The following is a 7,399-nucleotide window of genomic DNA, read 5'->3' as shown; positions in this document are numbered from 1 at the left end:
GGGTAGCGCCGCTGAAGCACGCTGAGCACCGAGTCGCTCTTCTTGTATGTGGCATAGAGGAGCGCGCCGCGGACGATGGCGTCCTCGGACCAGCTCCGCACATCGGCCTCTCGCTCGGCCAGCATGTCCTGCACGATGTCCGAGAAGTTCTCCGTCTCCGCGCGCAGGGTGGACTGCACCTCGGCGGTGAGCAGCCGCTGGAGCTGGCGGGCGGAAAGCACTCCCAGCAGCAGCAGGGGAATGAGCGCGAGCGCGGTCACGCCGAGTGTCAACCGGCCACGGAACTGGAGCGTACGCGAGAGGTGCGGGGACATGGGGGCTCGGTGCGAGGAGGGTTAGAGAGTGTCGAGGCTGATGCCAAACGTGACCGCGCCGATGGCCTTGCCGCCGTCCATCACAGGCAGGGAGATCTGCACCGCATAGGCCTGGAGGGACTCGTCGAATTCGGGCTGGTCGACGAACTCGTTCCCCGCGCCGCTGGCGAAGGATCGCTGCCACTTGTCCTCGTCTCCCTGCCAGTAGTCGGAGGTTCGCTGGGTCGAGGCGACGAGCGCGCCCTGGTTGTCCATGACGAAGGCCTCCGCGATGGCGGGGAGCTGCTGCTGCGTCTTGCGGAGGAGGTCCGCGCAAGGGCCTTCCAGATAGGGCCGCATGAAGGCCGGGATGCCCGTGCTGGTCACCCATTCCACATCCATCTTCTGGATGGCTCCGGGCGTCAGCCGGCGCGCGTTCTGCGCCCTCACGGCCTGGATGAGCTCGGGGGCTCGGGTCACGGCGCGTAGCTGCTCCATCATCCCCTGCACCTGGACGACGTGGGCGCTCGGGGTCTGTGCATGCACGTGGGGACTGGCGGTCAGCAGCATCAGCGGGCTCAGCAGGATCCAACGTGTCATTCAGTGACTCCCAAAGGAGTGTGGGGCGGGCAGTGGACCCGGGAGCGAGCGCAGCGTGGTGGCCAGCTCTTCCAGGGAGAGGCTCCAGCGAGCAGCTCCCGATCGGAGCGCGGCCGTCGGCATGCCACCGACAACGCAGCTGTCTGGGGTCTGCACGAAGGTGAGGCCTCCCGCGTCGTGAATGGAGCGCAGTCCCGCCGCTCCATCCCGGCCCATGCCGGTGAGCACGGCGCCGCCCGTCATTGATCCGAAGGCCCGAGCGAGCGAGGCGAGGAGCTTGTCCCCGGAGGGACAGAGCAGCTCGGTAGCGGGCTCGACGGATAGCTGACCGGTGGGTTCCAACTGCAGATGGTGCTGGTCCGGCGGGAGGTAGACGTGCCCCGGTTGAGGCCAGACTCCCGGGCGTGCCACCTCCACGGGCAGGCGTGAGGCTTCCGCCAGCCACCGGGCCAGGCTGCGGGTGAAGCCTCCCGAGAGGTGCTGGGCGATGAGCAGCGGGAAGCGGACTCCCGGACCGATCAGGGACAGCAGCGTGGCCAGCGCGGGAGGGCCCCCGGTGGACGCGACCAGCCCGAAGCCATGCAGCCGCCCGCACGGACGAAGGGAGGATGGAGGCCGCGAGGAGCGCCAGGGGCGGCGACGGACGACGGGGATCTCCGCCATCAACCGGATGTCTCGGAGCAGCCGCTCGCCGAAGGCATCGAAGCTCATTGTGCACGGAGGCTTGCGCAGCACCTCCAAGGCTCCATTGCGGAGTGCGTGCGAAGAGAGGCCCACTTCCGAGCCCTGGGTCGTCACCAGGATGCGGCAGGGGGCTTCAATCATGAGCTGACCCGCGAGGGAGATTCCGTCCAGGCGAGGCAGCAATGCGTCCAGGATGGCGACATCAGGCCGGTGCTCGCGAGCCAGCTCCAGCGCCCGCCTGCCGCAGTGGGTATGGGCCACCAGTCTCAGGTCCGGCGCACGGGAGATGAGTCCGGTGAGCGCCTCCTCGGTTCGGGGCGAGCCATCGGCGATCAGGACACGGATGGGAGGATTCATGCGCGCACCCGGACCTGGGCCAGGAGATCTTCGACGGCCTCGAGCAGCCGGCCGGCCCGGCACTCGCGCTTGCTGAGGAAGGCATCCGCGCCCGAACCCAGCCCGGCCTGCTGTGCCTCTTCGGTGTCTCGCGCGGAGACCAGGAGCACGGGCAGATTTCGCGTCGAGGGCTGAGCTCGCAGCCGTGACGTGAAGGCGTGGCCATTCATCTCCGCCATGCTCACGTCCGCCACCACCAGATCGAAGGGGGCTCGCGAGAGCAGCTCCAACGCCTGGGGGCCCGAGGCGCTGGTATGTACTCGGAAGCCACCCGCCTCCAGCACGGTCCGGTGGAGGGCGCGAGCGGTGAGCGAATCATCCACCACGAGGATCCGCCGCCCGCGCTGGGACGCCCTGGCGGATGTCTCCGTGGCCAGCCAGTCCACCCGGAGCACGGGGAGGAAGGTGCCTCCGGGCAGCAGGGCCGTGCCCTGGTATGCCGGCAGGTTTCGCAGGGTGGGAGGCAGGGGACGCAGGGTCAGGTCCTGCTCGTTCTCGATCGCATCCACGAGCAGCGCCAGCCGTCGGCCTCGCGCCAGGAGGATGACCACGCGCAGCTCGTCCGAGACACGGCCGGGCAGCAGGTGCAGGCGCGCGCACAGGTCTACCAGGGGCAGCCGCTCCTCGTGGAGCTCCAGGAAGCCGCCAATCAGTGACTCGGGCGCGGTGGTGCAGACGGACTCCACGCCGGACAGCGGCAGCCCCAGGCGGTGCTCGCCCGCGCGCACCACGAGCACCGGTGTGGTGCCCAGGTCCGCTGGCAGGGTGAGCAGGAAGCGTGTCCCCTGCCTGGGAGTGCTGTGGACCTCGAGCTGTCCGGACAGGTCCAATACCTGGCTGCGCACCACGTCCAGGCCCACGCCTCGGCCGGAGGTCTCGGTTACCTCGGAGCGAGTGGAGAAGCCGGTGCGGAAGATGAGCTGGTGCATCTCCGCGGCCGTCATGGCGGCCAGCTTCTCCGCGGACATCAGGCCTCGGGAGAGAGCCACCTTCCGGATGGCCTCCGTATCGAGTCCTCCGCCGTCATCGGCGACCTCCAGCACGACCATGTTGCCCAGGCGCTCGGCGCGGATCAGCAGGGCGCCCACTCGGTGCTTTCCCTGGCGTTCGCGCTCGGCGGGGAGCTCCAGGCCGTGGTCCACGGCATTGCGCACCAGATGCCCCAGCATGCCCGCCAGCGGCGAGAGCAACCTCCGATCCAGGGACAGCTCTCCTCCGACCACGGAGAGCTGGGCCTCGACTCCTGCTCGTCGCGCGAGATCCCTCACGCCTCGCTGGAGAGGCTCGAGCACTGTCTGCAGCGCGGCGGTGGAGAGCCCCTGGAGTCCCTGCTCGAGAGACTCCGCCAGCTCGGAGGCTTCTTCCTGGTCCGACTTGAGTGCATCGCGCACATCCTCCAACTGCTCCAGGGGAGAGATGCCCGCGGATGATGGAACAGGGTGGCGCAGGACGCTTAGAGCTGCGTCGAGCTCCGCGATGCGCTGCTCCAGGCGCAGGCGCAGCTCCTGGAGGCGCTCGGCATCCCGGGTGAGCGGGAGGAACTGCTCTGGACGGACCCACCACCCTGCCTCCTCCGGGCGGGAATCCACCTCCGGTGGCGAGCTCTTTGGAATCGGTGCTTCGGGGGAAGGAGCGGTCTCGGTCTTCGCGGGCTCGAAAAGGGCCAGCGTGGCGGCCAGCTCCGGCAGGCCCTGGGCCGCCCCCTCGACGTGAGCACGGATACGGCGATTGAACGCATCCAACCCCTGGAGGAAGGCATCCGCGCTGGCCGACGGCATGTGCCGGGCTTCCCGGAGCGGAGCCAGCGCATCCTCCATGCGGTGGGCCAGCTCCGTCAGATCGTCCAGCCGCAGCGTCGCGGCGCCTCCCTTGAGCGTGTGGAGGGCCCGGGTGATGTTCGTGAAGGAAGCCGTGATCTTCTCGGGATCAGTGTCCCCTCGCTCCAGCGCGAGCAGTTCCCGGGTGATGACGCGGCAGAGCTCGCGCGTCTCGTTGGAGTACGTGGCGAGCACTCCCTTGAGAGCGGGCTCAACTGGCACGGCATGCCTCGGAGATCAGCGTGGGCACATCGAGCAGCCGCAGGGGCGCCTCGCCAGGCAGCAGCACGGTCATCCCCCGCGTGCGAGCCTCCTCCACGGCAGCCAGGGGGAGCGCACGGGACTCCGGGATGCGCTCACAGTCGAAGGCGATGAGCCCTGCCTCCTGGCCATCGACGACGATGAGGACGGAGGGATCTCGTGTCCAGCCCTTCACTCCCACCAGGGCCGCGAGGCTGTGCGCGGAGAGGACCTGCCCCTGGAAGCGCAGCAGCCCCAAGGTGTGCGGTGGCGCCAGGGGCAGTGGGGTCATGCTCTTGAGTGGGAGCACGGCGCGCAACTGGATGAGCGGCAGGATGCAGCGCTCCAGCCCCAGGGGGAACTCCGCCACCCAGACGACCTGTGTCTCCACCTCTTGCTCGGGAGGCCGGCGCAGCAGGGCCGCGCGCTCCTCGAGCTCCGTGCGCGCTGCTTCCGGCACTTCGTCGTGCAAGGGCAGGAGCTTCATGGGGAGGGCGGCACAGACTCGCCAGAGGAGGTGGGGAACCAGGACTCATGAAGCCGACCAGGAGCCACGAGCACCTCGGGATTGAGCAGGGGAAGGAATCCCTCGGACGTCTGGAGCAGGGCGTTCAGGGCCTCGCGCAGCGCAGGCGAAGGGCTGCCGCCCAATTCCTCTCGGGGATGGATGGTGTCGTGGGGGAACTCCTGGGGATCCTTCACCTCGTCCACGCACAGGGCGAGCCGCTGGCCTTGCACCTCCACGACTACGAGCTTGCGGCGCAGGTGCCCCACGCCGTGGGGGACGCCAAAGCGGCGGGCTAGATCCAGCACGCGGAGGGGCTCTCCGTGGAGCTCGAAGAACTGGTTGAGGTACGAGGGGCTTCCCGGGAGCACCTGCGTCGCGGGTAGCAACAGGACCTGCCGCACGCACATCAAGGGCACCGCGAGCTGTAGCGCTCCCACGCTCAGGGGCAGCACGTGCAGGACGTGTTGCCCCGCTGCGGAGCGGGTGCTGGCGATGACCTGGTCCACGGTGCGGACCAATTCCTCGGCACGCAGGGGTTTGGGGAGGAACGCCACCGCGCCTCGCCCCACGAGCGCCGCGCCGCGCACGTGCTCCGAGGAGATGAGGATGACCGGCAGCGAGGCCCACTCAGGGCTCGCCTGGAGCTGGGCGATCACCTCCGCTCCATCCATCTCTGGCATGGAGAGATCCAGCAGCAGCGCGGCGGGCCGCAGCGTGCTCAGGCGCTCGAGCGCTTCACGCCCCCGGGTGGCGGTGTCCACCTCGTACCAGCGGCCCAGCGCTGCGCGCGAGAAGGCGAGGATGGCTTCGCTGTCGTCCACGTGCAGGACACGGGGCCGGGCCATGGCACATCACACTCGGAAGGCCTTGCCAGGCGTCGGGTCGCTCGGGGACGCGGAGGAGGTAGGAGACAGGAAATCGTCCGAGACGGGAGTGGACACCTGCAGGTAGCGGCACACCACCTCCGTCAGCGCCATGCTGCCGATGGGCTTGTGGATGAGCGCGTTGGCTCCCACTTGCTCGGACTGGTCCACCAGGTGGGGCGATTTGTCCGCGGTCAGCAGGATGATAGGCACCCGGCGGACTTCCTCGCGATCATCCGCGCGCACCTTCCGCACGAACTCGAGGCCGTTCATCCCGGGCATGTTGACGTCCGCGATGATGAGATCCACCGGACAGGCTCCCAGGAGCCGCAGTCCTCTCTCCGCTCGGTCCGCGTCCAGGAAGTCCAGCTTCAGCGTCATCAGATACACCCGGATGATGTATCGGATGGATTCGCTGTCATCGAGGATGAGTACGGTCCGTCCCATGGTCCCTCCCTCCCCATGCGTGCGTGAAGTACTCATTCTATTGTTATCAGAGACACACAGGTAGGAGCCTCGTACCCCGGGACAAAGTGTGCAGTGGGTTACGCCTTCGAGACAGGCTGACTGCACAAATCCACATGCTACCGAGCGTCTCGAAGTCTCCAGACGCGGAAGGTGTGGACCCTGCGGCCGCGGAAATCGGCGGGCAGCTCCACCGGGCCCTCGACGCGGGTGAAGCGCTGGAGCAACTCCTCTGGGGGCTCTTTGCCCTCGGAATACCAGAGCGCATCCTGTCCCTTCGCCACCTCGGGTCGGGGCCAGAGCTCGTATTGGCTCGGGCGCGCACCACCGGCGGTGTCTGCCTTCACGCCCGAGTAGCGCACGGCCTGTGAGGCGAGCTGGTAGCTCGGCGCGTAGACGACGGCGATCTCGTGGGGCTCAGCACCCGGGAAGAGTCGTTCAGGTTTGGCGAGCGCGGAGAGGATGCTCCAGCCGTGGGTGCGTGAGAGGGGCACGTCCCGCTCGAAGCGCAGCAGGGGAAAGAGCACGTGGGAGCCCACCGCCAGCACGATGGCAAGGCCACTGAGGGCTGCCGCGCGGAACCACAGGGGTCGCATCCCCGCCACGCCCACGCAGGCCGACACATAGGCCGCCGCGGGCCAATTGGCCTCGCCCCGCGTGCGCAGCGCCGCGTAACCGAAGAACAGCAGGGGAACGAGCGTCGCGGCCCGGAGGAGGAACTGCTCGCGTGGGCCGCGCAGCGCGTACACCAGGGCCAGCGGAAACAGCACGGGCCCACCGAGTGCCAGCTGGCCCCCGAGAAACTCCGCGAAGGACGTGAGTCCACCCGTGCCACCGAGGCCGTGTCGCAGCTGGAAGGCAAAGCCGACCCACTCTCGGTGGGCATTCCACAGCACCACGGGCAGGAAGAGCACGACGCCCAGGAGCGCCGTCAGCCACGCTCCTGCTGGCAGCCGTCGCATGCGCACGGCCGTGGCGAGGAAGGCCACGGCGATCAGCACGCCCGGGTACTTCGACAGGAGCGCGAGTCCCGAGGCGAGCCCGGCCAGGACCCACCGCTCACGCCACAGCGCCCACAGCGCGAGCGTCCAGAACAGGAGCAGCGGCGAGTCGGGTGTGGCCCAGACTCCGGCCATGGCGGCCGCGGGCACCACGCTCCACAGTGCCGCCGCGCGCCATGCGGCTTCACGGCTGCCATGCACGTCCCTCGCGAGCCCCCACACCGCCGCCACCGTGGCGGCTCCGCACAGCAGCGCCGCGGGACGGATGTCGACCGCGGCGATGAGCCAGGCGATGAGCGGCGGGTGATCGTAGTAGCCCCACGCGAGGTGCCGCGCCCATTGCCAGTAATAGGCCTCGTCGAAGTAGATGTCCGTGCCGAGTGCCAGCGCGAGCCGCGCCCCGACGCCCAGCGCGATGAGGGCGAGACAGGCTCGAAGGGAGACGTGGGTGGGTTGGACGGCGGGGACGGCCACGCCCTGGACAAAGCGCAACCGAGGCCCGTTGGCCAGTGCTCTCTTGGGGTTCCCCTGA

7 protein-coding genes and 1 pseudogene are annotated in these 7,399 nt (G+C 68.9%); all 8 read right to left on the bottom strand.

The features are described 5' to 3' along the window. Window positions 1-314: pseudogene (locus KY501_RS17725) on the bottom strand (methyl-accepting chemotaxis protein); the annotation flags it as partial. Window positions 315-335: 21 nt separating this feature from the next. Then, complete coding sequence (locus tag KY501_RS17720) at window positions 336-893, bottom strand: PDC sensor domain-containing protein (RefSeq protein ID WP_224364352.1); 558 nt, start codon at window positions 891-893, stop codon at window positions 336-338. After that, window positions 894-1,934, bottom strand: a complete 1,041-nt coding sequence (locus tag KY501_RS17715) for a chemotaxis protein CheB (RefSeq protein ID WP_224364351.1) — start codon at window positions 1,932-1,934, stop codon at window positions 894-896. Continuing rightward, window positions 1,931-4,012, bottom strand: coding sequence for a hybrid sensor histidine kinase/response regulator (locus tag KY501_RS53930; RefSeq protein ID WP_224364350.1), 2,082 nt, complete (start codon window positions 4,010-4,012; stop codon window positions 1,931-1,933). Before KY501_RS53930 ends, KY501_RS17715 begins: the two co-directional genes overlap by 4 nt. Then, entirely contained in the window at window positions 4,002-4,517 is a 516-nt protein-coding gene (locus tag KY501_RS17705) for a chemotaxis protein CheW (RefSeq protein WP_224364349.1), read from the bottom strand. Before KY501_RS17705 ends, KY501_RS53930 begins: the two co-directional genes overlap by 11 nt. Further along, entirely contained in the window at window positions 4,514-5,383 is an 870-nt protein-coding gene (locus KY501_RS17700; protein WP_224364348.1) for a chemotaxis protein CheW, read from the bottom strand. Before KY501_RS17700 ends, KY501_RS17705 begins: the two co-directional genes overlap by 4 nt. Before the next feature lie 6 nt (window positions 5,384-5,389). Further along, on the bottom strand, window positions 5,390-5,848 hold the full coding sequence (locus KY501_RS17695; protein ID WP_224364347.1) for a response regulator: 459 nt from the start codon (window positions 5,846-5,848) through the stop codon (window positions 5,390-5,392). 137 nt (window positions 5,849-5,985) lie between these two features. Continuing rightward, window positions 5,986-7,359, bottom strand: coding sequence for an ArnT family glycosyltransferase (locus KY501_RS17690; protein ID WP_224364346.1), 1,374 nt, complete (start codon window positions 7,357-7,359; stop codon window positions 5,986-5,988). Window positions 7,360-7,399 lie beyond the last annotated feature (40 nt).

The organism is Hyalangium versicolor (assembly GCF_020103695.1).
Lineage (GTDB): Bacteria > Myxococcota > Myxococcia > Myxococcales > Myxococcaceae > Hyalangium > Hyalangium versicolor.
Note: the sequence above shows the minus strand (reverse complement) of the source record. Positions and strands in the feature narration are given on the sequence as shown.

Excerpts from the sequence above, each read along its gene's own strand:
- KY501_RS17720 (WP_224364352.1), bottom strand. The coding sequence starts at position 893 with ATGACACGTTGGATCCTGCTGAGCCCGCTGATGCTGCTGACCGCCAGT.
- KY501_RS17715 (WP_224364351.1), bottom strand. The coding sequence starts at position 1,934 with ATGAATCCTCCCATCCGTGTCCTGATCGCCGATGGCTCGCCCCGAACC.
- KY501_RS17705 (WP_224364349.1), bottom strand. The coding sequence starts at position 4,517 with ATGAAGCTCCTGCCCTTGCACGACGAAGTGCCGGAAGCAGCGCGCACG.
- KY501_RS17700 (WP_224364348.1), bottom strand. The coding sequence starts at position 5,383 with ATGGCCCGGCCCCGTGTCCTGCACGTGGACGACAGCGAAGCCATCCTC.
- KY501_RS17695 (WP_224364347.1), bottom strand. The coding sequence starts at position 5,848 with ATGGGACGGACCGTACTCATCCTCGATGACAGCGAATCCATCCGATAC.